33 protein-coding genes are annotated in these 21,952 nt (G+C 63.0%); 5 read left to right on the forward strand and 28 right to left on the reverse strand.

Features of this window, described 5'->3' with window-relative positions:
* The first annotated feature begins 4 nt into the window (after positions 1-4).
* From SB749_RS11845 to putP, 3 genes are all read left to right on the forward strand, one after another.
* A complete protein-coding gene (locus SB749_RS11845; RefSeq protein WP_410710522.1) occupies positions 5-1,156 on the forward strand; it encodes a hypothetical protein in 1,152 nt (383 codons plus the stop codon).
* Positions 1,153-2,307: a hypothetical protein gene (locus SB749_RS11850; RefSeq protein ID WP_410710523.1), complete on the forward strand. Its 1,155-nt coding sequence runs from the start codon at positions 1,153-1,155 to the stop codon at positions 2,305-2,307. The genes SB749_RS11845 and SB749_RS11850 overlap by 4 nt, the downstream gene beginning before the upstream one ends.
* Before the next feature lie 119 nt (positions 2,308-2,426).
* A complete protein-coding gene (putP, locus tag SB749_RS11855; protein WP_410710524.1) occupies positions 2,427-3,947 on the forward strand; it encodes a sodium/proline symporter PutP in 1,521 nt (506 codons plus the stop codon).
* 472 nt (positions 3,948-4,419) lie between these two features.
* On the opposite strand, the gene rplQ is transcribed toward putP, so the two are convergent.
* The 6 genes from rplQ to infA all read right to left on the reverse strand — a co-directional run bounded on the left by rplQ (position 4,420) and on the right by infA (position 7,577).
* Positions 4,420-4,971 carry a 50S ribosomal protein L17 gene (gene rplQ / locus SB749_RS11860; RefSeq protein ID WP_264801034.1) on the reverse strand — a complete coding sequence of 184 codons (552 nt, stop codon included), beginning with the start codon at positions 4,969-4,971 and terminating at the stop codon, positions 4,420-4,422.
* Positions 4,972-4,994: 23 nt separating this feature from the next.
* On the reverse strand, positions 4,995-5,993 hold the full coding sequence (locus SB749_RS11865; RefSeq protein ID WP_025777903.1) for a DNA-directed RNA polymerase subunit alpha: 999 nt from the start codon (positions 5,991-5,993) through the stop codon (positions 4,995-4,997).
* Positions 5,994-6,146: 153 nt separating this feature from the next.
* Positions 6,147-6,551, reverse strand: coding sequence for a 30S ribosomal protein S11 (rpsK, locus tag SB749_RS11870; RefSeq protein ID WP_025777904.1), 405 nt, complete (start codon positions 6,549-6,551; stop codon positions 6,147-6,149).
* Between the two features lie 51 nt (positions 6,552-6,602).
* Positions 6,603-6,971 carry a 30S ribosomal protein S13 gene (gene rpsM, locus SB749_RS11875; RefSeq protein WP_025777905.1) on the reverse strand — a complete coding sequence of 123 codons (369 nt, stop codon included), beginning with the start codon at positions 6,969-6,971 and terminating at the stop codon, positions 6,603-6,605.
* Between the two features lie 212 nt (positions 6,972-7,183).
* On the reverse strand, positions 7,184-7,297 hold the full coding sequence (rpmJ, locus tag SB749_RS11880) for a 50S ribosomal protein L36 (RefSeq protein WP_009884960.1): 114 nt from the start codon (positions 7,295-7,297) through the stop codon (positions 7,184-7,186).
* Between the two features lie 58 nt (positions 7,298-7,355).
* Positions 7,356-7,577, reverse strand: coding sequence for a translation initiation factor IF-1 (infA, locus tag SB749_RS11885; protein ID WP_009379245.1), 222 nt, complete (start codon positions 7,575-7,577; stop codon positions 7,356-7,358).
* 366 nt (positions 7,578-7,943) lie between these two features.
* Between infA and SB749_RS11890 the strand changes: the two genes are divergently transcribed.
* Positions 7,944-9,089, forward strand: coding sequence for a MalY/PatB family protein (locus SB749_RS11890; protein WP_410710525.1), 1,146 nt, complete (start codon positions 7,944-7,946; stop codon positions 9,087-9,089).
* A 58-nt stretch (positions 9,090-9,147) separates the two neighbouring features.
* Here the strand turns inward: SB749_RS11890 and SB749_RS11895 are convergent, their stop codons facing one another.
* A complete protein-coding gene (locus SB749_RS11895) occupies positions 9,148-10,032 on the reverse strand; it encodes a PaaX family transcriptional regulator (RefSeq protein ID WP_410710526.1) in 885 nt (294 codons plus the stop codon).
* Between the two features lie 78 nt (positions 10,033-10,110).
* On the opposite strand from SB749_RS11895, the gene SB749_RS11900 reads away from it, so the two are divergent.
* Positions 10,111-10,350, forward strand: coding sequence for a hypothetical protein (locus SB749_RS11900; protein ID WP_410710527.1), 240 nt, complete (start codon positions 10,111-10,113; stop codon positions 10,348-10,350).
* A gap of 9 nt (positions 10,351-10,359) precedes the next feature.
* On the opposite strand, the gene map is transcribed toward SB749_RS11900, so the two are convergent.
* The 21 genes from map to rplD all read right to left on the reverse strand — a co-directional run bounded on the left by map (position 10,360) and on the right by rplD (position 21,947).
* Positions 10,360-11,196 (reverse strand): type I methionyl aminopeptidase, encoded by an 837-nt coding sequence (gene map / locus SB749_RS11905; RefSeq protein WP_410710528.1) that lies wholly within the window; start codon positions 11,194-11,196, stop codon positions 10,360-10,362.
* A complete protein-coding gene (locus SB749_RS11910; protein WP_410710529.1) occupies positions 11,193-11,759 on the reverse strand; it encodes an adenylate kinase in 567 nt (188 codons plus the stop codon). Before SB749_RS11910 ends, map begins: the two co-directional genes overlap by 4 nt.
* Before the next feature lie 49 nt (positions 11,760-11,808).
* The gene (secY, locus tag SB749_RS11915; RefSeq protein WP_264801029.1) at positions 11,809-13,110 is read right to left on the reverse strand and encodes a preprotein translocase subunit SecY; all 1,302 of its coding nucleotides are present in this window, start codon (positions 13,108-13,110) and stop codon (positions 11,809-11,811) included.
* Positions 13,111-13,456: 346 nt separating this feature from the next.
* Complete coding sequence (gene rplO / locus SB749_RS11920; RefSeq protein ID WP_101546948.1) at positions 13,457-13,909, reverse strand: 50S ribosomal protein L15; 453 nt, start codon at positions 13,907-13,909, stop codon at positions 13,457-13,459.
* A 1-nt stretch (position 13,910) separates the two neighbouring features.
* Positions 13,911-14,093, reverse strand: a complete 183-nt coding sequence (gene rpmD / locus SB749_RS11925) for a 50S ribosomal protein L30 (protein ID WP_025777914.1) — start codon at positions 14,091-14,093, stop codon at positions 13,911-13,913.
* Positions 14,093-14,776 carry a 30S ribosomal protein S5 gene (rpsE, locus tag SB749_RS11930; protein ID WP_216657189.1) on the reverse strand — a complete coding sequence of 228 codons (684 nt, stop codon included), beginning with the start codon at positions 14,774-14,776 and terminating at the stop codon, positions 14,093-14,095. The genes rpmD and rpsE overlap by 1 nt, the downstream gene beginning before the upstream one ends.
* Positions 14,773-15,153 carry a 50S ribosomal protein L18 gene (gene rplR, locus SB749_RS11935; protein WP_092015640.1) on the reverse strand — a complete coding sequence of 127 codons (381 nt, stop codon included), beginning with the start codon at positions 15,151-15,153 and terminating at the stop codon, positions 14,773-14,775. The genes rpsE and rplR overlap by 4 nt, the downstream gene beginning before the upstream one ends.
* A gap of 2 nt (positions 15,154-15,155) precedes the next feature.
* Positions 15,156-15,692, reverse strand: a complete 537-nt coding sequence (gene rplF, locus SB749_RS11940; RefSeq protein WP_025777917.1) for a 50S ribosomal protein L6 — start codon at positions 15,690-15,692, stop codon at positions 15,156-15,158.
* Positions 15,693-15,709: 17 nt separating this feature from the next.
* A complete protein-coding gene (gene rpsH / locus SB749_RS11945) occupies positions 15,710-16,108 on the reverse strand; it encodes a 30S ribosomal protein S8 (protein ID WP_025777918.1) in 399 nt (132 codons plus the stop codon).
* 67 nt (positions 16,109-16,175) lie between these two features.
* Positions 16,176-16,745, reverse strand: coding sequence for a 50S ribosomal protein L5 (gene rplE / locus SB749_RS11950; RefSeq protein ID WP_039206325.1), 570 nt, complete (start codon positions 16,743-16,745; stop codon positions 16,176-16,178).
* Positions 16,745-17,113: a 50S ribosomal protein L24 gene (gene rplX / locus SB749_RS11955; protein WP_139468550.1), complete on the reverse strand. Its 369-nt coding sequence runs from the start codon at positions 17,111-17,113 to the stop codon at positions 16,745-16,747. Before rplX ends, rplE begins: the two co-directional genes overlap by 1 nt.
* 2 nt (positions 17,114-17,115) lie before the next feature.
* The gene (gene rplN / locus SB749_RS11960) at positions 17,116-17,484 is read right to left on the reverse strand and encodes a 50S ribosomal protein L14 (protein WP_025777921.1); all 369 of its coding nucleotides are present in this window, start codon (positions 17,482-17,484) and stop codon (positions 17,116-17,118) included.
* Positions 17,485-17,628: 144 nt separating this feature from the next.
* A complete protein-coding gene (gene rpsQ / locus SB749_RS11965) occupies positions 17,629-17,916 on the reverse strand; it encodes a 30S ribosomal protein S17 (protein WP_410710530.1) in 288 nt (95 codons plus the stop codon).
* Positions 17,916-18,167, reverse strand: a complete 252-nt coding sequence (gene rpmC, locus SB749_RS11970; protein WP_025777923.1) for a 50S ribosomal protein L29 — start codon at positions 18,165-18,167, stop codon at positions 17,916-17,918. The genes rpsQ and rpmC overlap by 1 nt, the downstream gene beginning before the upstream one ends.
* Before the next feature lie 2 nt (positions 18,168-18,169).
* Positions 18,170-18,586, reverse strand: a complete 417-nt coding sequence (rplP, locus tag SB749_RS11975) for a 50S ribosomal protein L16 (protein WP_025777924.1) — start codon at positions 18,584-18,586, stop codon at positions 18,170-18,172.
* Between the two features lie 3 nt (positions 18,587-18,589).
* On the reverse strand, positions 18,590-19,405 hold the full coding sequence (gene rpsC, locus SB749_RS11980) for a 30S ribosomal protein S3 (protein WP_139468552.1): 816 nt from the start codon (positions 19,403-19,405) through the stop codon (positions 18,590-18,592).
* Positions 19,405-19,791, reverse strand: coding sequence for a 50S ribosomal protein L22 (gene rplV, locus SB749_RS11985; protein WP_025777926.1), 387 nt, complete (start codon positions 19,789-19,791; stop codon positions 19,405-19,407). The genes rpsC and rplV overlap by 1 nt, the downstream gene beginning before the upstream one ends.
* A 42-nt stretch (positions 19,792-19,833) precedes the next feature.
* Positions 19,834-20,115: a 30S ribosomal protein S19 gene (gene rpsS / locus SB749_RS11990; RefSeq protein ID WP_025777927.1), complete on the reverse strand. Its 282-nt coding sequence runs from the start codon at positions 20,113-20,115 to the stop codon at positions 19,834-19,836.
* Positions 20,116-20,130: 15 nt separating this feature from the next.
* On the reverse strand, positions 20,131-20,967 hold the full coding sequence (gene rplB / locus SB749_RS11995; protein WP_025777928.1) for a 50S ribosomal protein L2: 837 nt from the start codon (positions 20,965-20,967) through the stop codon (positions 20,131-20,133).
* Positions 20,968-20,997: 30 nt separating this feature from the next.
* Complete coding sequence (gene rplW / locus SB749_RS12000; RefSeq protein WP_025777929.1) at positions 20,998-21,297, reverse strand: 50S ribosomal protein L23; 300 nt, start codon at positions 21,295-21,297, stop codon at positions 20,998-21,000.
* A complete protein-coding gene (gene rplD / locus SB749_RS12005; RefSeq protein ID WP_264801027.1) occupies positions 21,294-21,947 on the reverse strand; it encodes a 50S ribosomal protein L4 in 654 nt (217 codons plus the stop codon). Before rplD ends, rplW begins: the two co-directional genes overlap by 4 nt.
* Positions 21,948-21,952: the final 5 nt, after the last annotated feature.

Raw genomic sequence — 21,952 nt, forward strand, 5'->3', positions numbered from 1 at the left:
ACGGGTGACCTCCCGGGCCGAACTCGCCGAGTTCATCGACCTGGCCCCACGACTGGCGCGGACACGGAGTGAGCAGGACTATTTTGTGCCTCTCTTCGCCGCCGATATCCGCGACTGGTTCGCAGGGCGAGGGTGGTTCGACGAACCAGTCGAGCTGTGGCTCGTCGACATCGAGCCGGGGAAGGCGGTGGCCCGAGTCATGTGCCACCGGTCGGCCGCCTTGGCGGCCGAGCTGGGTTCCGCCGACGATTCCGTGCCGCCTCTGTTCTTCGGAGCCGTTGAAGCCGCCGACTCGGAGGCGCTGGGCGCAGTGATTGCGTTTCTGCTCGAGCGAGCCGGACAGGTGGGAGCATCACGGATCTTCGGCCCGGTCTCTCCCCTGCCGAACGTCACCGGCGGACTGCTCACCCACGGTGTCGACCATCCCGGCTTCTTCGACACGGTATGGAATCCCGATTTCTACTGGTCGACGTTCGCCGCGGCCGGGTTCGATGCCTGGGGGCCCGCACATACGTGGGAAGTGCCCGTCGGATCCATTCCCGCGGCCAGAGCAACCGCGGTCGCCCCTGCCGAATGGCATCGTCTCGGGCTGCGCCGCCGCCGTGTCTCTCGTCTGGGTCTGCGCGGTTTTGCCGACCGGCTGCTGCCGACTCTCAATGCGGCCTTCTCCGCTCTGCCCTATTACACCGACATCGCCTCCGAGCAGCTGCGCTCACAGATGCAGGGCCTGCCCGCCCTGATGGATCCGGATCTCATCGTCGATATCACCGGTGCGAACGATCTCGCCGACGCCCCGCCTCGCTGCTTCGCTCTCGTCATCCCCGACCCGGTGCCGATCCTGCGCCGCCACGGCGGCCGCCTCGGTGTGCGAACCGTCCTCGACCTGCTCCGGCACCGGCAGACGATCAAGGACGCCGTGCTCATCATCCAGGGCACCGACCCCTGCCATCAAGGTTCGGGCCTGCTCAGCCTTGCGATCCGCGAACTCAACTCCGCACTGGTCGCCAAGGGATATCGACGACTGCGGGTCACGTTCATCGCCGAGGACAATCCCGCCTCGGCAGCTGTCTTCGCCCGCTCCGGCGGCAGGCAGCTGCACCGGCTCGTGTTCGTCGACCGAACTCTGCTTTCATCCCCGCCCGAGGAGCGCCCTTGACACTGACCACCGCCCTCGTCGAATCTCTCTTCACCGTCGCCGCTTCCGCCCCATCCGCCCACAACACTCAGCCGTGGGTGCCCGAAATCACGGACTGCACACCGGAGGTCGCCGAGGTGCGGGTCGGCGTGGACCCTGCCCGTCTGCTGCCGCACGGGGACCCGCGCAGCGAGGATCTCCACCTGAGCATGGGCTGCTGGGTGGAGTCGCTGGCGATCGCCGCCGCCGAGGCGGGGGTGCGCACCGAATCGGTCACCGTCCGAGGGCGCGGCCCCACCGTGGACATCCGGGTGCGCCTCGCCACCGCGGAATCCACGGCGAACCCAACCGACACGGACACGATGCCGTCGGAAGGCGTTGCGTGGCCCAGGTTCGGTGTGGCCGACCTCCACCACCGTCAGGTCGACCGCGGACCCTTGGACCGGGCAGAAACCCGTTTCGCCGAGGCGGCCGAAACCTGCCGCAGTGCCATGGCCGGCACAGCGGTCGACCTGGTGGAGATCCCGGACTGCGCCTGGCGCGGATGGCTGCGTCGCGCCTCGCTGCATTCCTTCGGCGACCGGTCCGTGTTCGCCGAGACACTGAGGTGGCTGCGCTTCGATCCCGACGACCCGCGCTACCACCGGGATGGACTCACCGCTGCGTGTCTGCGCATCCCCGCCGCGGGTGCTCGAGCCGCGGCATTCCTCGATCGCCTCTGGCTGCATTCCTGGATCGCCGGTCTGGCATCGGCCGGGCTCACGCCAGTTGCGGTGGCCGACTCCGCAATGAGGTCGTTCGCGAAGTCAGACCGCGGGACACGGATCGCTAAGTTTTCGCGTTCACTGCGACTACGCCTCCGCTCGACTGCTGCGACGAAACCCGCTGCGACACGTCGCGAACGACGACATCCTCACCATCTGATCCTGACCGTCCCCGATCGACCGGAGCTGTCGACCGCAGACGAAGTGGGGATCGGACGGATCCTGCTGCGGATCTGGCTGACGCTCGACCGGCACGGCCTGCGCGTCGACGTCCATTCCGAACTCAAGGACAGCCCGACCGTGCGAAGCGAGCTCGCGGACTTCATCAACAGTCGTCCGATCGCGGCTTTCTCGGTCGGGGCCTCCACGACACCGGTCCCCCGAGCACCCCGAGTGTCATCTGCCTAAACCTGCCGTCGGCGGTACTTCCCGGTGTATCCCGACAACAGGCGGGCGCACAGGGAATTCACACCTGCGACCTCTTGTGCTGTAAGGTCGGCTCGGCCTATCGAAGGAGCTGAGCTCAAATGTCGGAAACCACTTTCCGCACGATCGCGATCGTCCTCTACTTCATCGGCATGCTGGCCATCGGCTGGTTTGCCTATCGCAAGACGAAGAACAGTCTCGACGACTATATGCTCGCGGGACGTGGGCTGCGCCCCAGCGTTGCCGCACTGAGCGCCGGTGCCTCGGATATGTCGGGGTGGCTGCTCATGGGTCTGCCCGGCGCCATCTACGTCTCCGGTCTCATCGAAGCCTGGATCGCCATCGGCCTGACCATCGGCGCCTGGGTCAACTGGAAGATCGTCGCGCCTCGACTGCGCGCGTTCACGGAGAAGGCCGGCGACTCGATCACGATTCCCAGCTTCTTCGAACAGCGGCTGAAGGATCGGACACGACTGCTGCGCATCGTCTGCGGCATCATCATTCTGGTCTTCTTCACCTTCTACGTCTCCTCGGGCATGGTGGCGGCCGGCAAGTTCTTCGAGTCGAGCTTCGGACTCAACTACCTCGGCGGAATGCTCCTCGTCGCAGCGATCACGATGATCTACACCCTCTTCGGCGGATTCCTCGGCGCGACTCTCACGGATGTTGCCCAGGGTCTGCTGATGTTCGCTGCCCTGATTGCCGTGCCGATCGTCGCCGTCATCAACGCCGGCGGGCCGACGACGGTGATCAGCAACGTCTCCGCGATCGATCCCGGTCTGCTCAGCCTCTTCGGATCAGACGGCTTCTGGACCTTCGCGACGATCGCGTCCATCGTCTCCGCCCTGGCCTGGGGACTGGGCTACTTCGGTCAGCCGCACATCATCGTGCGTTTCATGGCCCTGCGCACTCCCGCCGATGCCACCGTCGCCCGGCGCATCGGCGTCGGCTGGATGGCGATCTCGGCGCTCGGCGCCGTCGCCACTGCCATCGTCGGCATCTCCTACTTCTCTCAGCACGCGGATATGGAACCCGCCGACGCCGAAACCGTGTTCCTCGACCTTGCGCAGATCCTCTTCCACCCGTTCATCGCCGGCCTCGTCTTGGCTGCGGTGCTCGCAGCGATCATGTCGACGATCTCCTCGCAGCTCGTCGTCACGTCGTCAGCACTCATCGAGGATCTGTTCAAGATCGTTGCCCTGCGAACCGGATCCACGCGCACGCTGCAGGACAAGACCTACGTGCTGCTCGGCCGCCTCGGCGTGCTCGTCGTCGCCGTCATCGCAGTGGTCCTCGCGATCTCACCGTCGAACAGCATCCTCGACCTCGTAGCCTTCGCGTGGGCAGGCTTCGGCGCCTCCTTCGGGCCGATCGTCCTGCTCACCCTGTTCTGGAAGCGTCTGAGCAACTGGGGCGCTCTGTTCGGTCTGCTCTCCGGCGCGGTCGTGGCCTTCGTCTGGGGCCAGGTGAGCACTCCGATGACGGATGCGATCTACGAGATCATTCCCGGCTTCATCGTCAACCTCATCGTCGCCGTCGTCGTCAGTCGCTTCACCTACAAGCACGACGAAGCCGCAGACATCGAGTTCGACGAATCCGTGGAACTCTCCCGCGTGAAGTGAGCACCGACACGTGAGGTGAGAGTCGACGCGAACTGAACGAAGGCCGGGGCGTGGCTGCGCCCCGGCCTTCGTCATACCGAGCCATCAGTATGGCCCCTGGGCTAGCCACTGTCGGTGCGCTGACAGGATCGCGGTACGTCTGTATCTGCCCGTTCAATCAGAAGAGGCGCCGCCGGTCACTCGTATGGTGACATTATGTTGAGAGCCTCAGGTTGCGTACCGGGACAATCGCTTTTCGTTCCAATCATCTGAATCGAAACCGATGATTGGAACGAAAAGTGATCATTCACGCCGAGGCAGCCGCACAGGTGCGCGGAAACTGACCCCGCCGAGGCGGGCCGATCGATTCGCACATCGGCGCCGAGCGGCGCACAGGCGGTGAATACACTTCAGGCGGGCACCTGTGTCGGTGCCCGCCTGAAGTGTGTGGCTCACGGCTGCGGAGATCCGAGCCGTCAGCCGGTCGAGGAGCTTACTTCTCCTCGGCAGCCTCGGAGGACTCTTCAGCGGTCTCGGCGTCAGCCTCGACTGCCTCTGCCTCGACTGCGGCGTCTTCGGCCGGAGCCTCGTCGACGACCTCAGCCTCAGCCGGCGCCTCTTCTGCCGGAGCGGCAGCGGCGGCGGTGGCCTGTTCGGCTTCCTTCACGGTTGCCTGCTTCGGCGAGTAGGGCTCGAGGACCAGTTCGATGACGGCCATCGGGGCGTTGTCGCCGGGACGGGGGCCGATCTTGGTGATACGGGTGTATCCACCGGGACGCTCGGCCATCGTTTCGGCGATCGAGGTGAAGAGCTCGTGCACGATCGACTTGTCGGAGATCTGGCCGAGCACGCGACGACGTGCGGCCAGGTCACCCTTCTTGGCGTTCGTGATCATGCGCTCGGCAACCGGGCGCAGGCGCTTGGCCTTCGTCACGGTCGTCTTGATCTGCTTGTGCTCGAACAGCTGGGCAGCCAGGTTGTTGAGCATCATGCGCTCGTGTGTGGGCGAACCGCCGAGGCGGGGACCCTTGGTTGGGGTTGGCATTGTCAGTTACTCCTAGGTCTTAATCAGTACTGTTCGTCTTCGACGTAGGACTGGTCCTCATCAACGAGACCGGCTTCGAACCCGGCAGGACTGTCCTTGAGGCTCAGGCCGAGCTCGTTGAGCTTCGCCTTGACCTCGTCGATCGACTTCGAACCAAAGTTGCGGATATCCATCAGGTCGGCTTCGCTGCGAGCAACGAGTTCGCCGACGGTGTGGATGCCTTCGCGCTTGAGGCAGTTGTAGGAGCGCACGGTCAGGTCGAGATCTTCGATCGCCAGCGCCAGGTCGGCGGCGAGTGCCGCGTCCACAGGCGAGGGTCCGATCTCGATGCCTTCTGCTTCGACGTTGAGCTCTCGAGCCAGGCCGAAGAGTTCGACCAGGGTCTTGCCCGCAGATGCGATGGCATCGCGCGGGGTCATCGAGGGCTTGGTTTCGACGTCGAGGACCAGACGGTCGAAGTCGGTGCGCTGTTCGACACGCGTGGCTTCGACCTTGTAGGTGACCTTGAGAACCGGGGAGTAGATCGAATCGACCGGGATCCGGCCGATCTCTGCATCCGCGTTCTTGTTCTGAGCGCTCGAAACGTATCCGCGTCCGCGTTCGATGGTCAGTTCCATGTCCAGACGACCCTCACCATTCAGTGTGGCGATGTGCAGGTCCGGATTGTGGATCTCGACCCCGGCAGGAGCAGAGACATCGGCAGCGGTCACGGTGCCAGGTCCCTGCTTGCGCAGGTAGGCGACGACCGGTTCGTCGAATTCGGACGATACGACCAGGGACTTCAGGTTGAGGATGAACTCGGTGACATCCTCTTTGACTCCCGGCACGGTGCTGAACTCGTGGAGCACTCCGTCGATCCGGATGGATGTGACGGCGGCACCAGGGATCGAGGACAGCAGGGTCCGGCGAAGCGAGTTGCCGAGGGTGTAGCCGAATCCGGGCTCGAGCGGCTCGATGGCGAACCGTGAGCGGTTATCGGAGACGACTTCTTCCGTGAGCGTTGGGCGCTGTGCAATGAGCACGTGGGCTTCCTTTCAGCGAACATCCGCTATATGACGTTCGCACTGCACGTCATGGCCTCAAAGGCCATGAAGAACGGTTCGGGTTATCTGGGAATCCGTTCTGCGACCGATGTCGGGCTCTCACCCGTCATCCGTTGCAGTTCCACGGAAGGATCAGCCGCGGCGGCGCTTGGGGGGACGGCAGCCGTTGAACGGAACGGGGGTGACATCCTGGATGGTTCCCAGTTCCAGGCCGGCGGCCTGCAGCGAACGGATGGCGGTCTCGCGGCCCGAGCCCGGTCCCTTGACGAACACGTCGACCTTCTTCAGGCCGTGTTCCTGCGCCCGGCGAGCAGCCGATTCAGCAGCCATCTGAGCGGCGTACGGGGTCGACTTGCGCGAACCCTTGAAGCCGATCTCACCTGAGGAGGCCCAGGAGATGACAGCACCGGTCGGATCGGTGATCGACACGATGGTGTTGTTGAAGGTTGATTTGATGTGAGCCTGGCCGGCAACGATATTCTTCTTCAGCTTGCGGCGAGGCTTGCGCACTGTAGCGGCGCGTGACTTGGGAGGCATATGTCCTACTCCTGATCGAGGTGGTTGGCCTCAGCCAACCGAGTGAGCGTGTTACTTCTTCTTACCGGCCACGGTGCGCTTCGGTCCCTTGCGGGTACGCGCATTCGTCTTGGTCCGCTGACCGCGAACCGGCAGACCGCGGCGGTGACGCAGGCCTTCATAGCTTCCGATTTCGACCTTGCGGCGGATATCGGCGGCCACCTCACGACGGAGGTCACCCTCAACCTGGAATGTGCCCTCGATGTAGTCACGCAGCTGGACGAGCTCTGCGTCGCTCAAGTCCTTCACACGGGTATCAGGGCTGATTCCCGTTTCGGTCAGGGTCTGGCGCGCACGGGTGCGGCCCACACCATAGATGTAAGTCAAGGCGACTTCCACGCGCTTTTCACGCGGGATGTCGACTCCGGCAAGTCGTGCCATGGGTACTGTCTCCTGTTGTTGTTTCGGAGGTGCTGATGCAAACCTGTCCTTGGTCTCCCAAGGTCTCCGGCCCCCGACCGGAGGTATCGTCCTGTGTCCGTTCCCCGGAAGCTCTCACTTCACATGGGTCCGAACGCAGATGGCGAGGTTTGCGCGGGTGTGGTGCTGCTGAGGCTCCGCTGTGGAGCCCCGATCTGCTCGAAACGAGCTGCTCAGCCCTGGCGCTGCTTGTGGCGCGGGTTGGAGCAGATGACGATGACCCGGCCGTGACGGCGGGTAATCTGGCAGTTCTCACAGATCTTCTTGACGCTGGGCTTAACCTTCATCGTTTTTCCTTCTTTCGGTCCCTGCCCGGCCGGACAGGACGCGAATGATCGAAGATCCTTACTTGTAGCGGTAAACGATTCGTCCGCGCGAGAGATCGTATGGAGACAGCTCCACAATGACCCGGTCCTCGGGAAGGATGCGGATATAGTGCTGACGCATCTTTCCGGAGATATGTGCGAGCACCTTGTGCCCGTTGCTCAGCTCAACCCGAAACGATGCGTTCGGCAGAGCCTCGACAACGGTGCCTTCGATCTCAATGACCCCTTCTTTTTTGGCCATATCGTTCGCTAACCTCGTATTCCCGCGAAACCTTCGCGTTCGACGTAATCGTGTATCACCGACTCAATGCCGGTGACCCCTCGGTCTGCAGTCCTCGTCACCACATAAAAGAAGTGGATGGCAGAAGCCGCCCACATCTGAAGAAGGGTGAGTTGAATGAGAACAGACCAATCATCAACCCTACACTACGGAGAAAGAATCTTCCACACGGTGTTCGCTTCTGAGCGTGAAGTCCCTTACAATCCCATCTTCGCCGAGGCGGCGCACCGTTCCATGTCCCCTGACGACGAATGGACCGCACCTCGGTCGCCCCGACTGCTAGCGTGAGAACCGCACCCGACGCAGTCCCCGAAGAGGAGTACACAGATGTCCGATTTCGATGCCATCACCGAGGAGTCCCTGGTTGCGAAGGGCGGCCGCAAGTGGTCGTCCTTCCCCGGCTCCATCGGCGCCTTCATCGCCGAGATGGACTTCGGGGTGGCTCCCGCAGTGCGGCAGTCGCTGCAGACCATCGACGACCGTGACCTCTACGGCTATGCTCCCGCCGACCTGACCGCCGACCTGAGAACAGCGACCTCAGGCTTCTGCTCCGAGCACTACGGCTGGCGGATCCCCGTCGGTCACATCGAACCGGCCAGTGATGTGCTGGCCGCGTTCCTCGGCGTCCTCACCCACCTCACCCCGCCCGACACTCCGATCGTGCTGCCGACACCGGCCTATATGCCGTTCTTCGATGTCGCGCGAGTGACCGGCCGCGAGCTCATCGAAGTCCCGATGCTGCGATCTGAGTCCGGCTGGTCATTCGACCTCGATGCCATCGCCTCCGCTCTGACCCCCGGGGCGACGTTCGTCTTGTGCAATCCGCACAATCCGATCGGCAAGGTCTGCACCGAGGCCGAACTGCTGGCCCTCGCCGACATCGTGGAGAAGGCCGGTGCCCGGGTGTTCTCCGATGAGATCCATGCTCCCGTCGTCTATGCCCCCGCGCGGCACATCCCCTATGCCACTCTCACCGAGGCGACAGCCGCCCACACCGCCACCGCGACAGCCGCCTCGAAGGCCTTCAACATCCCCGGCCTCAAATGCGCCCAGCTCATCCTCACCTCCCCCAGCGACCGCGAGGTCTGGGCGAAGAAGGGGCAGTTCGTCTCGGGAGCCGCGTCGAACCCGGGGATACTCGCCACCACCGCCGCGTACACGCGTGGGAATGACTGGCTGAGCGAAGTGAACGGCTACCTCAAAGGCAACCGCGATCACTTCACCGATCTCGTCGAGTCACTGCTGCCAGGTGCCGCCTATATCGAGCCGGAAGGCACCTATCTGGCCTGGCTGGATCTGCGCGGCTATGGACTGGAGTCGGACCTGTCCGATCACATCCGATCCCGCGCCGAGGTGGCCGTGACCGAGGGTCGACTCTGCGGTGAGGTCGGGGCCGGACATATCCGCTTCAACTTCGCACTCCCCCGACCTCTGCTCACCGAGGCGGTCAAGAAGATCGCCCGGGTCCTCTGACCAGCATGGCCTGGGGCCTCTGACCGGCAAGTCCTAGAAGCTCCACACCAGACGCTGATCAGCCTTCGGGCAGCCATTCGATGAGCTCGAAGGATGAGCTGGCTCCCGCGCACTCGCGGATCAGCTGATCGAAGCGCAGATAGTATTCGAGATTGCACTGCTGCATCAGCGCCCGGAACCGCACGGCCGGCTGAGTTCCGTCGACGAGAGCTTTCGGCAGCAGCGGGTGGGTCATCACTGCACGGGCGACGTCGTAGTACAGATCGAAGAAGCTTCCCAGGCTCAGCCCTGCGCATCCCGTGCCGGGTGCCGAACCACTCGAACTCAATGCGTTCATGCGCTCTTCCAGCGGCGGCAGCTGGGCGAGAGCGGTGTCGAGTTCGAATGCCCGAGTCGTCATCCTGCGTGCCGCCGCGAGAGAGTCGGGCGTCAGCACTCCTGCTTCAGACCAGCATGGAACAGGGATGTCGGGCAGTCTCGTCGAGAGCAGAGTGGACTGGTCTGCGAAGCCGATGAGGATTCCCGGTCTCAGCTGTCTGTATCCCAAGCTCCGAGCAATGTACTGCAGTCGGTCGCGCAGCCCGCGTTCAGCCTCCGGAACCGAATACACGATGGTGTGGAAGCGCCCCACATAGTCGGGGAAGACGTGATCGCCTGCGATGTCACCGAAATCTGAGAGGATGTGTTCGCTCAGACGGTAGATGGAGACCCGCCCGATCCGTTCACTGCTGATGATGCCTCGTTGGACCATCCGCACGAGCTGATTGTGCACACTCGAGGAGGAATACCCGTGTTCGCGCAGCACGCTGACGATGACTGGCCCCGGCAGTCCACTGGCCTGCAGGTATCCGAAAGCGGAGATCACGTCGAAGGCGATCCTCGTTATCCGATACCGATCACCCACATCTGTCCGACGTTTCGGGACATTGTGGACACTCGTCATGGCCAGATCCTACCGTGAAAACACAAGGATCGGTGCCGACAGGACAGAGGTCGCAAGCAAGCGACGAGGAGCCACGACATGGATGACGAGAAGCACACACTAGATCAGCGCGCACATCAGACGGCCCGCACGTCCGGACTGCTGGCGGGAGCTATCACAGCATTCATCGCCTTCTGCGCATTCCAGATCTTCGGATTCACCATCGCCGAGACGGCCACATGGATGTTCGCACTCGCACTGATGGCGGCGTCCGGAACTTTCGCCGCAGTCTACTTCGTCGGCAGGTTTGCCCTGAGAAGGCAGATGCCGGCCGCCTGAGTTCTCCCCTCAGGCGTCTTTCGGAGCCACGGGAGTGATTCCGAACGGCGCCAACCCGGCCGCTCCCCCGTCGACGGCTGTGAGTACCCAGACTCCCCCGTCATGGCGGGCCACGCTGTGTTCCCAGTGGCTCGCCCGTGACCCATCCGCCGTCACGACCGTCCAGTCGTCGGCGAGAGTGCGTGTGTCCGCACCTCCCGTGGTGAGCATCGGCTCGATCGCCAGGCACATTCCGAGCTTGATCTTCGGACCGTTCGAGCGTGCCCGGTAGTTGAGGACCTCAGGCGCCATATGCATGGAGGTACCGATGCCGTGTCCCGTGAATTCCTCGACGAGGCCCAGGTGGGGGAATGATTCGGAGACGAAGTCATCGATGGCGTCGCCGATATCGCTGACCTTCGCACCGGTCGCGAACGCCGCGATGCCTGCCCACATAGCCGCCTCGGTGGCAGAGGACAGCTCGCGGTCGTCGGCAGTGCCTGCTTCGTCACCGCCGACGATTATCGTCAGCGCCGAGTCCCCGTGGAAGCCGTCGACGACGGCGCCGCCATCGATCGACACAATGTCCCCGGCTTCGAGGACGCGGGATCCCGGGATGCCGTGGACGATCTCCTCGTTCACGGATATGCACACGACCGCAGGGAATCCCTGATAGCCCTTGAAGTTCGAGCGGGCGCCGGCGGCGTCGATGACGGCTTCCGCAGCGGCGTCCACCTCGGCGGTGGTGGCTCCGGGAACGGCTGCGGACCGGGCCGCTGAGAGCACTTCTGCTGTCAGCTGCCCGGCCCGATGCATGAGCTCAAGCTCTGCGGGAGTCTTCAGCTCGATACGTGGTCCGAAGATCATCGAATTGTCGAGAGGATGCGTTCGGTGATGTCGTTGACTTCGCCGAGCCCGTCGACCTGGCGAAGCAGTCCGCGGCTGCGGTAGATATCGGTCAGCGGCTGAGTCTGCTCTTCGTAGACGTCGAGGCGATGGCGGATGACGTCTTCGCTGTCGTCGCTGCGGCCCTCGGTCTGAGCACGCGCGAGCAGACGAGCGACGACCTCGTCGGTGTCGGCCGTCAGCTCGACCACGTGCTCGATCGCCTGATCCTCGGCAGCGAGGATCCTGTCGAGTTCATCGACCTGGGCGCTGGTGCGAGGATATCCGTCGAGGAGGAAGCCTTCGGCTGCGTCATCCTGTGCCAGTCGATCGGCGACCATCGAGTTCGTGACCTCGTCGGGCACGTACTCGCCGGCATCCATGTAGCGCTTGGCCAGCTTGCCCAGCTCGGTCTCACCCTTCACATTGGCCCGGAAGATGTCTCCGGTCGAAATGGCCGGGACGCCGAGCGCCTCGGACAGGCGTGCGGCCTGGGTACCCTTGCCGGCGCCGGGAGGGCCGATCAGGATGATGCGTGAACTCATAAGGTGTCCTTCCAATGGGATGTCCGCTGAACGTCAGCGTCCGGTCGAATCAGCGCAACAGACCCTCATAGTGGCGCTGCTGCATCTGCGCGTCGATCTGCTTGACCGTTTCGAGGCCGACGCCGACAACGATCAGCAGTGAGGTGCCGCCGAACGGGAAGTTCTGGTTGGCGTTGATGAGCACCAGAGCGATCAGCGGAATGAGGGCGACGAAAGCCAGGTAGAGCGAGCCGGGGAAGTTGATACGGCTGAGTACGTAGCTGAGGTACTCGGCGGTCGGGCGACCGGCACGGATACCGGGGATGAAGCCGCCGTACTTCTTCATATTGTCCGCGACCTCTTCAGGATTGAAAGTGATCGCGACGTAGAAGTAGGCGAAGAAGATCGTCAGCAGCGCATACACGGTGATGTAGAGAGGATGGTCACCGCGGGTGAAGTAGGTGTTGATCCATTCGACGGCCTTGGATTCCGGGTCGAAGAACTGCGAGATCAGGCTCGGCAGGTAGAGCACCGAGGAGGCGAAGATGACGGGGATGACACCGGCCATATTCACCTTGATCGGGATGTAGGTCGACGTTCCGCCGAACATCCGACGGCCCACCATGCGCTTGGCGTACTGGACGGGGATCCTGCGCTGCGACTGCTCGACGAAGACGACGAGGGCGATGAGGACGAGTCCGACTGCCATGACGATGATGAAGATGTCGACGCCCTGCTCGCGGAAGATCGCACCGAGCGAGGACGGGAAGGCAGAAGCCACGGACGTGAAGATGAGCAGCGACATACCGTTGCCCACACCGTGCTCGGTGATCTGCTCGCCCAGCCACATGATCAGGCCGGTTCCCGCGGTCAGAGTGAGGACGAGGACGGCGATGCCCCACCAGGTGTCGTTGGCGATGAGGTCCTGGCAGCCTTCGACATTGCCGAACAGTGCGCCGGAGCGCACGGTCGCCACGAGGGTCGTCGAGTTGAGGATCGCGAGTCCGATGGTGAGGTAGCGAGTGTACTGAGTCAGCTTCGCCTGTCCAGAGGCGCCTTCCTTGTGGAGGGCTTCGAAGCGAGGAATGACCACTCGCAGCAGCTGGACGATGATGCTCGCGGTGATATACGGCATGATGCCCAAGGCGAAGATCGACAGCTGCAGCAGCGCGCCGCCGCTGAAGAGGTTGATCATGGCGAATCCGCCCTCATTGAGCTGAGGCGAAGCCACGCATTCCTGCACCTTGGTGTAGTCGATTCCAGGCGAAGGAATGAACGAGCCGAGTCGGAAGATGACAAGAATGCCCAGGGTGAAGAGGAGTTTCTTCCTCAAGTCGGGCGTTCTGAAGGCCCTCCGGATTGCGCCGATCAAGCGTCCTCCTCGTTGGGGGATGAAAAGTCAGAGTCGTGGTCGCGACCTGGCGATTGAGACAAATACCTGCAAAAGACTACCAGGGTATGCCCTCCAGGCCGAAACTGGCGAAGCCCTGCGGCGACTCTGCACAACCTGTATTCGAAGCGGTCACAGAGCGGTTTCAGACAGGGTTCGAGATGGCATCGGAGCGGTTTCGGGCAGTCGTCGAGAGGGCGTCTGGGCGGCACCGGCCCGGTATGCGGTCCACCGTTGCCGGCGTTCAGGAACGCAGAGGGGGCGGCCACCGAAGTGACCGCCCCCTTGACCAGCGTTGAAGCCGGGAAACCGTTCCGAGTGGAACGGATCAGGCCTCGTTGGTGCTTCCGCCTGCAGCCTTGATCTTCTCGGCTGCGGAGCCGGAGAACTTGTCTGCAGTGATGTTCAGAGCCACGGTGATCTCACCGGTGCCGAGAACCTTGACGGGCTGCTTTGCGCGCACAGCGCCCTTCTCCACGAGATCGGCGACGGTGACGTCTCCGCCCTCGGGGAACAGGCTGGACAGCTTGTCGAGGTTGACAACCTGGAACTCCACCTTGGCGGGGTTCTTGAATCCACGCAGCTTGGGCAGACGCATGTGCATCGGGGTCTGGCCGCCCTCGAAGCCGTGCGGAACCTGGTAGCGGGCCTTCGTGCCCTTGGTTCCACGTCCGGCAGTTTTACCCTTCGAAGCCTCACCACGACCGACGCGGGTCTTGGCGGTCTTGGCTCCGGGAGCAGGGCGCAGATCGTGCAGCTTCAGCGAGTCGTTGTTCGACATATCAATCGACCTCTTCCACAGTCACGATGTGGCGGACAGCGTTGATCATTCCCCGGATCTCGGGGCGATCTTCCTGCACCACAACGTCGTTGGTCCGCTTGAGACCGAGCGAACGCAGCGTGTCACGCTGGCTCTGACGGTATCCGATTGCGGACTTGCGCTGAGTAATCTTGAGCTTTGCCATCAGGACTTCGCCCCACTTTCAGCAGCTGCTCGCAGCAGTGCGTGCGGAGCAACTTCGTCGACGGGCAGGCCACGGCGTGCCGCAACCTCTTCCGGACGTTCAAGGCCCTTCAGCGCGGCGATCGCGGCGTGCACGATATTGATCGCGTTCGCCGAGCCCAGCGACTTGGACAGGACGTCCTGGACGCCTGCCGCATCGAGGACCGCACGAACGGGTCCGCCGGCGATGACACCGGTACCCGGAGCGGCCGGACGCAGCAGGACGACGCCTGCGGCTTCCTCGCCCTGGATGGGGTGCGGAATGGTCTTCTGGATGCGCGGAACGCGGAAGAAGTTCTTCTTCGCTTCCTCGACACCCTTGGCGATGGCGGCAGGAACTTCCTTCGCCTTGCCGTAGCCCATGCCGACCATGCCGTCGCCGTCTCCGACCACGACGAGAGCCGTGAAGGAGAACCGACGTCCACCCTTGACGACCTTCGACACGCGGTTGATTGTGATGACGTGTTCGATGAACTGGTTCTTGTCTTCACGGTCGTTGCGACCGCCGCGTCCACGGCCTTCGCCGCGTCCGCGACCCTGACCGCCCTGTCCACCCTGGCCGCGGCCACGGGAGGAACGGTCACCGCTGTTGTCGGTGCGGGTCTCAGCAGTTGCCTGCTGTTCCTTGTTCTCTTCAGTGCTCATAGGGCCAATCCTCCTTCACGGGCACCTTCGGCGATTGCCTGCACACGGCCGTGGTAGGCATTGCCTCCACGGTCGAAGACGACGGAATCGATTCCGGCGTCCTTGGCGCGCTGAGCAACCAGCTCGCCCACCTTGCGGGCTTTGCCGGTCTTATCGCCTTCGAATGTCCGCAGGTCGGCTTCCATGGTGGAGGCCGAGACCAGGGTCTTGCCGACGGTGTCGTCGATGACCTGGACGAAGACGTGGCGCGTGGAGCGAGTCACTGACAGGCGAGGGCGCTCGGTCGTGCCGCTGACATGCTTGCGCAGTCGAGCGTGACGACGCTTGCGAGCAGCTGCCCTGCCTTTGCCGTAGCTTTCCTTCTTGCCAAAGGCCATCTTTACTTACCAGCCTTTCCGACCTTGCGACGGACGATTTCGCCGGCGTAGCGCACACCCTTGCCCTTATAAGGCTCGGGCTTGCGCAGCTTCCGGATGTTGGCAGCGGTCTCACCGACGAGCTGCTTGTCGATTCCGTGGACAGCGACCTTGGTCTGACCGTCGACGCTGAAGGAGATTCCCTCCGGCGGCTCGACGACGATCGGGTGGCTGTAGCCGAGAGCGAACTCGAGGTTCGATCCCTTGGCCAGGACACGGTAACCGGTTCCGACGATCTCGAGGGCCTTGGAGTAGCCATCGGTCACACCGACGATCATGTTGTTGATGAGCGTACGGGACAGTCCGTGCAGAGAACGCGATTCGCGCTCTTCGTCCGGACGGGCAACCGTGATGACACCGTCTTCGAGCGATACGGTGATCGGCTCGGCGATGGTGACGGACAGCTCGCCCTTAGGTCCCTTGACGGCGACATCCTGGCCGTCGACCTTGACCTCGACGCCGCTGGGAACGGAGATCGGGTTCTTGCCAATACGTGACATGTTCTTCTCTCCTTCCTTTACCAGACGTAGGCGAGGACTTCCCCACCCACACCCTTCTTGGCGGCCTGACGGTCCGTCAGGAGGCCTGACGAGGTCGACAGGATGGCGATGCCGAGGCCGCCGAGAACCTTGGGCAGGTTCGTGGACTTCGCGTAGACGCGCAGTCCCGGCTTAGACACTCGACGCAGGCCGGCGATCGAACGTTCCCGGTTGGGTCCGAACTTCAGGTCCAGGAGCAGAGTCTTGCCGACCTCGGCGTCTTCGACGCTCCAGCCGGTGATGTAGCCCTCGGTCTTGAGGATCTCGGCGATGTTCGACTTGAGCTTCGAGAACGGCATGCTGACGTCCTCGTGATAAGCCGAATTGGCGTTGCGCAGACGCGTAAGCATGTCTGCGACTGGATCAGTCATTGTCATTTGGGCACTTGCCCTTCCTCGTTACGGTTTCCGCCCACGTACTGTGCTTGGACCTGCAACGTAGCGATTATTTTTGTTTGAACGGGAACCCGAGGTGACGCAGCAGTGCACGTCCCTCGTCGTCGGTTGCCGCGGTGGTGACGACGGTGATATCCATACCGCGGACGCGGTCGATACGGTCCTGGTCGATCTCGTGGAACATGGACTGTTCGGTGAGGCCGAAGGTGTAGTTACCGTTTCCGTCGAACTGACGATCCGAGAGTCCGCGGAAGTCGCGGATACGCGGCAGTGCCAGAGTGATGACGCGGTCGATGAACTCCCACATCCGGGCTCCACGCATGGTGACGTGGGCGCCGATGGGCTGACCTTCGCGCAGCTTGAACTGTGCGATGGACTTGCGGGCACGGGTCACGACAGGCTTCTGACCGGTGATCAGAGTCAAGTCGTTGATCGCGCCTTCGATCATCTTGGAATCGCGTGCTGCGTCACCCACACCCATGTTCACGACGACCTTGGTCAGTCCGGGAACCTGCATGGGGTTGGCGTAGTTGAACTCTTCCTGCAGCTTCGCAACGATCTCTTCGCGGTAAATCTGCTTGAGACGCGGTGCGGGACGGCTGGTGGTTGTTTCCGTCATCAGATCTCCTCCCCGGTGCGACGCGAGATGCGAACCCGAACGGTCTTGGTGCGACCGTCGCGCTCGACGCTCTCTTCGCGGTATCCGACGCGGGTGGGCTTGTTGTCCTTGGGATCAACGAGCGCCACGTTGGACACGTGGATGGGGGCTTCGTGGGTCTCACGGCCACCAGCGGTGCCGCCGGCCTGAGTCTGCGTAGCCTTCTTGTGCTTGATCACGCGGTTGACGCCCTCAACGAGGACGCGGTTGCGTTCGGGGTAGACGGCAAGGACCTTGCCCTGCTTCCCACGATCGCCACCACGGGACTGCCGAGCGCCGGCGATGACCTGGACGAGGTCGCCCTTCTTGATCTTGAGCTTGTTCGCCATGCTCACAACACCTCCGGTGCCAGGGAGACGATCTTCATGAACTTCTTGTCGCGGAGTTCGCGTCCCACGGGCCCGAAGATACGGGTTCCGCGCGGTTCCTCATCGTTCTTGAGGATGACAGCTGCATTCTCATCGAACTTGATGTAGGAGCCGTCGGGACGACGACGTTCCTTGGCAGTGCGAACGATGACGGCCTTGACGACGTCACCCTTCTTCACATTGCCGCCAGGGATCGCATCCTTGACGGTCGCCACGATGGTGTCACCGATCGAGGCGTAGCGCCGACCGGAGCCACCCAGGATCCTGATTGCCAGGATCTGCTTGGCGCCAGTGTTGTCGGCGACTTTGAGTCGCGACTCTTGCTGAATCACTATTTTCTCCTGTCGTCGCGCTGGTTCTCACGCCTGAGCGCGAGCCTTGCGGAACGGATTCATTGACATTTCACCCCGTTCCCGGTAGCCGCCCGCGGCCTGCAGGAGGCCGCGGGCGGGACCGGGTGGGTGGGGTGGCGTTGACTACTTGGCGCGTTCGACGATTTCGACGAGCCGCCAACGCTTCGCGGCCGAAAGGGGCCGCGTCTCGGACACGAGGACGAGGTCGCCGATGCCGGCGGTATTCTCTTCGTCGTGAACCTTGTATTTGACCGACTTGCGCATGACCTTGCCGTAGAGGCGGTGCTTCATGCGCTCCTCAACCTCGACGACGATGGTCTTGTCCATCTTGTCGGATACGACGTAACCACGTGCGGTCTTGCGGGAGTTGCGTTCCGCAGCAGTGGCCTCGGTATTCGTGGTCTCCGCCATCACTTGCTCTCTTCCTTGGCATCAGCGGGGTTCGGACGGATGTCCAGCTCCCGTTCGTTGAGCACGGTGTAGATACGAGCGATGTCGCGACGCACGGCCTTGAGGCGACCGTGGCTCTCCAGCTGGCCGGTGGCCGACTGGAAACGCAGGTTGAACAGCTCGGCCTTGGCCTTCTTGAGCTCCTCCTGCAGACGCTCGTTGTCGTAACCGTCAAGCGCGTCGATGGAAAGGTTCTTCGAACCGATTGCCATTCTCACTCACCACCTTCGCGGGCCACGATACGGGCCTTCAGCGGAAGCTTATGGATCGCCAGGCGCAGAGCCTCGCGAGCAACTTCCTCGGACACACCGCCGAGTTCGAACATGACTCGACCGGGTTTGACATTGGCGATCCACCACTCCGGCGAACCCTTACCGGAACCCATGCGGGTTTCGGCAGGCTTCTTCGTCAGCGGGTGATCAGGGTAGATGTTGATCCACACCTTGCCGCCGCGCTTGATGTAGCGGGTCATGGCAATACGTGCGGCCTCGATCTGACGGTTGGTGACGTAAGCCGGCTCGAGAGCCTGGATGCCGTAGTCACCGAAGGACACCGTCGTGCCTCCCTTGGCGGCGCCGCCCCGGTTGGGATGGTGCTGCTTGCGGAATTTCACTCGACGAGGGATCAGCATTTCTCAGCCCTCCGATCCGGCCTCAGCCGCGGGGGCTTCGGCGCTGTTCTCAGTATTACGGGCCTGGTCGCCACGGCGCGGTGCGCCTTCCTGACCACGTCCGCGGCCTCCACGACCGCGCCCACGGCCACGCGGGCCACGAGCAGCAGGAGCCTTGGCCTGCTCGGCGGCAAGCTCCTTGTCGGTCATGTCGCCCTTGTAGATCCACACCTTGACGCCGATGCGTCCGAAAGTGGTGTGGGCTTCGTGAACGCCGAAGTCGATGTTCGCGCGCAGGGTGTGCAGCGGCACACGACCTTCGCGGTAGAACTCGGACCGGCTCATCTCAGCACCGCCGAGGCGGCCGGAGCACTGCACGCGGATGCCCTTGGCACCTGCGCGCTGGGCGCTCTGGATCGCCTTGCGCATCGCGCGGCGGAAGGCCACGCGGCTGGCGAGCTGCTCGGCAACACCCTGGGCGACGAGCTGAGCGTCGACCTCGGGGTTCTTCACCTCAAGGATGTTGAGCTGAATCTGCTTGCCGGTGAGCTTTTCGAGCTGACCGCGGATGCGGTCTGCTTCGGCTCCGCGACGGCCGATGACGATGCCCGGGCGTGCGGTGTGGATGTCGACGCGGACACGGTCACGCGTGCGCTCGATGTTGACCTTCGAGATGCCGGCCCGTTCGAGGCCGGTGTTCATCATCTGGCGGATCTTGACATCTTCGAGCACGTAGTCGCGGTAGCGCTGCCCCGGCTTGGTCGAGTCAGCGAACCACTTCGACTTGTGATCCGTGGTGATTCCGAGTCGGAATCCATTCGGATTGATCTTCTGGCCCATTAACGGTTCCCCTTCCGGCTCTTGCGCTGAGGCAGGTCGTCACCGCTGGCCAGGACCACTGTCACGTGGCTGGTGCGCTTCTCGATGCGAAAAGCGCGACCCTGGGCACGCGGACGGAACCGCTTCATGGTCGGCCCCTCGTCCACGAAGGCTTCGGAGATGACCAGTTCGTTCTCGTCGAACGCAACGCCTTCCTCGTCGGCCCGGACACGCGCATTGGCGATGCCGGAGGCCACGAGCTTGTAAATCGGATCTGATGCCGACTGTTCTGCAAACTTCAACACTGCAAGTGCTTCGGTCGCCTGCTGACCACGAATGAGGTCGATGACGCGCCGAGCCTTGCGAGGCGTAACGCGCAGGTACCGCGCCTTAGCCTTGGCTTCCATCGCTTCCTTCTCTCTTCTCTAGGATCGAAAGAGTGCCCCGCGTCAGCGGCGGCGACCCTTGCGATCGTCCTTTTCGTGGCCACGGAACGTCCGTGTCGGTGCGAACTCGCCGAGCTTGTGTCCGACCATCGACTCAGTGATGAAGACGGGGACATGCTTGCGTCCGTCATGTACTGCGATGGTGTGTCCCAGGAAGTCCGGGATGATCATCGAGCGACGAGACCATGTTTTGATGACATTTTTGGTGTTCTTCTCGTTCTGACGAGCCACCTTCTGGAAGAGGTGTTCGTCGACGAAAGGACCCTTTTTGAGGCTACGAGGCATAAGTCAGTACTCCAATCAGCGCTTCTTGCCGGTCCGGCGACGGCGCACGATGTACTTGTCGCTCTCTTTGTTCGGCCGGCGTGTGCGGCCCTCCAACTGACCCCACGGGCTGACTGGGTGACGACCACCCGAAGTACGGCCCTCGCCACCACCATGCGGGTGGTCGATCGGGTTCATCACGACACCGCGGACGGTCGGGCGCTTGCCCTTCCAACGCATGCGGCCTGCTTTGCCCCAGCTGATGTTCGACTGCTCGGCATTGCCGACCTCGCCGATCGTCGCACGGCAGCGCGCATCGACGTTGCGGATTTCGCCCGAAGGCATCCGCAGCTGTGCGAAACGGCCGTACTTCGCCACGAGCTGCACGGACGAACCGGCAGAACGAGCGATCTTGGCACCGCCACCGGGACGCATTTCAACTGCGTGCACCACGGTGCCGACTGGGATGTTGCGCAGGGCAAGGTTGTTGCCCGGCTTGATGTCTGCACCCGGACCGGCTTCCACCTGAGCGCCCTGCTTGAGGTTCTGCGGGGCGATGATGTAGCGCTTCTCTCCGTCTGCATAGTGCAGCAGAGCGATGCGAGCCGTACGATTCGGGTCATATTCGATGTGCGCGACCTTCGCCGGAACGCCATCTTTGTCATGGCGGCGGAAGTCGATGACACGGTACTGACGCTTGTGACCGCCGCCCTGATGGCGGGTGGTCACGCGTCCCTGGCTGTTGCGGCCGCCGCGCTTGGGCAGCGGGCGCAGAAGCGACTTCTCCGGTGTAGACCGGGTCACTTCGACGAAGTCGGCGACCGACGAGCCACGGCGGCCCGGGGTCGTCGGCTTGTGCTTACGGATTCCCATGAGTCTTGTCCTTCTTTGACGAAGGATCGCTTAGAGCGATCCACCGAAGATGTCGATCGATCCGTCCTTGAGGGCGACAATGGCACGCTTGGTGTCCTTGCGCTTTCCCCAACCGGTGCGGGTGCGGCGGCGCTTGCCCTGACGGTTCAGGGTGTTGACCTTGGCGACCTGCACATCGAAGATCGTTTCAATGGCTTGCTTGATCTCGGTTTTGTTCGAGTCCTGGTCGACGAGGAAGGTGTACTTGCCTTCGTCCATCAGGCTGTAGGTCTTCTCCGAGACGACCGGTGCGACGATGATGTCGCGCGGGTCCTTGAAGTTCAGACTCATGATGCGTCCTCCGATTTGCGGTTTCCGCTCAGGAACGCGGCCAGAGCTGCCTCGGTGAACACGATGTCATCGGCGAGCAGCACATCATAGGTGTTGAGCTGATCGGCGGTGAGCACGTGGACGTGGGGCAGGTTGCGCACGCTCAGGTAGTTGAGCTCGTCGTCACGATCGAGCACCACGAGGGTGTTCTTGCGTTCGGACAGACCGGCCAGTGCGGCCTTCGCCTGCTTGGTTGACGGGGCGTCGCCAGTGACCAGGTTCTTCATCACGAAGACCTGATCGAGGCGTGCACGATCCGACAGGGCTCCGCGCAGAGCGGCGGCCTTCATCTTCTTGGGGGTCCGCTGTGAGTAGTCGCGCGGGACCGGTCCGTGCACGATTCCACCGCCGTTGTACTGAGGAGCGCGGATCGAACCCTGACGGGCGTTGCCGGTTCCCTTCTGACGGTAGGGCTTGCGACCGCCGCCGCGAACTTCGGAGCGGGTCTTCGTCTTGTGCGTACCCTGACGGGCCGCAGCCAGCTGTGCAACGACGACCTGGTGGATCAGGGGCACATTGGTCGGCACGCCGAAGACCTCGGCGGGCAGATCAACGGAGCCGGCCTTGGCACCAGCGGCATCGATGACGTCGACTGTCTTGACATCAGTCATGACGT

It is taken from the genome of Brevibacterium sp. SIMBA_078 (assembly GCF_046534565.1).
Taxonomy (GTDB): domain Bacteria; phylum Actinomycetota; class Actinomycetes; order Actinomycetales; family Brevibacteriaceae; genus Brevibacterium.